Source organism: Pseudomonadota bacterium, from assembly GCA_010028905.1.
GTDB lineage: Bacteria > Vulcanimicrobiota > Xenobia > RGZZ01 > RGZZ01 > RGZZ01.
The window spans coordinates 1-1,410 of the sequence record RGZZ01000805.1; the positions used below are offsets into that span (position 1 = coordinate 1).

Sequence of the window (1,410 nt, forward strand, 5' to 3'; positions counted from 1 at the left end):
GGTCATGCGTCTGTATCATCAGGAGGGGGCCGAAGCAGGGGGGATAGATGTCGCGCAGCTGCAGTCCGGGGCGCAGGTCAGCGCGCCGGGAATCATCTGGCTTCCCCTCGAGGCTCGCGAGGTACGAGGTGCATTGTGCGTGATGCTCGTGGCGCCGCTGACGCCCGCACCGCGTGAAGGGCGGCTCTATGAGTCACTGGCGCAGCTCACCACGGCGCACCTTGAGCGTCACAAGCTGCAGGCAGCGGCGTCGCACGCCGCAGCGGTGATCGAGGCAGATCACCTCAAGACCACATTTGTCACCTCGGTCTCGCATGAGCTGAAGACCCCGCTCACCAACGTCACTGCCACGGTCACGAATCTGCTGGAGACCGATATCGACCCGAGTCGCAGCGACATCCGCGATGAGCTGCGCCGGGCGGCAAGCGATCTGAGGCGCCTCAATGACAGCATCACGGGCCTTCTCGATCTGGCGCGTCTCGAGTCAAACGCATGGAAGCCGCACATGGATTGGTGCAGCGTCGAGGAGATCTTGAGCGCGATGCGTGATCATCTGCCGCGTGAGAAGCGCGGGCGGCTGCATGTCGAGGTTGCGGACGGTGTGCCCCTCATCTTGGCAGACGAGGTGCAGTGCGCGCGCATGTTCGGGCTGATCGTGGAGAATGCCCTGCGCTATGCACCCACGCCCTCGCCTGTGACTGTACGGGCCGAAGTCGAACCCTCATCGACCCCTGGAGACCCGCCCGCCTACGTGCGCATAGAGATTGACGACGAGGGCAACGGCATTGCCGCGGGGGAGCTGGAGCGCATCTTCGAGAAGTTCTATCGCGGTCGAGCGGCGAGCAGCATCTGCGCGGGAACCGGCCTGGGGCTGGCCCTCAGTCGAGATCTCGTCACCGTGCACGGGGGGGAGATCTGGGCGGAGAACCGCAGCCCCAAGGGGGCGCGGTTCGTGGTGCGACTTCCGCGAGAAGCGAGACGGAAGGGGAAGTCTGACGCATGACCGGAAAGCGACCGAACATCCTGGTTGTAGATGACGATCCCGAGATTCGCCGCGCGCTAGCTTCCATTCTCGGCGTGCGCAGCTACGGTCTCATGTTTGCCGAGAACGGAGAAGAGGCGCTCAGCATTGCCAGTGCCAACCCGCCCGATGTCGTGGTGCTCGATCTCTCGCTGCCGGGCATCGACGGCTTCGACGTCTGTCGCGAGATGCGCACGTGGCTGCGCATGCCGATTCTCGTGCTCTCGGTTCGCAGCGATTCGCGCGAGAAGATCCAGGCGCTCGATCTCGGGGCTGATGACTATCTCTGCAAGCCGTTCGTTGCTGGCGAGTTCCTGGCGCGCATCCGGGCGTTGCTGCGTCGCTCGGCGCAGGACAGTGAGGTGGCCTCGGTCGTCAAGGTGCGCAAC

Annotated in this window: 2 protein-coding genes; both read left to right on the forward strand. The window is 64.5% G+C overall.

Annotation, left to right across the window (positions count from 1 at the left end):
• Nucleotides 1-1,003, forward strand: a 1,003-nt coding sequence (locus tag EB084_25465; GenBank protein ID NDD31613.1) for a hypothetical protein, incomplete at its 5' end; no start/stop codon positions are given.
• Nucleotides 1,000-1,410 (forward strand): DNA-binding response regulator (locus EB084_25470; GenBank protein ID NDD31614.1); only part of this gene is annotated, 411 nt, incomplete at its 3' end. The genes EB084_25465 and EB084_25470, both read left to right, overlap by 4 nt.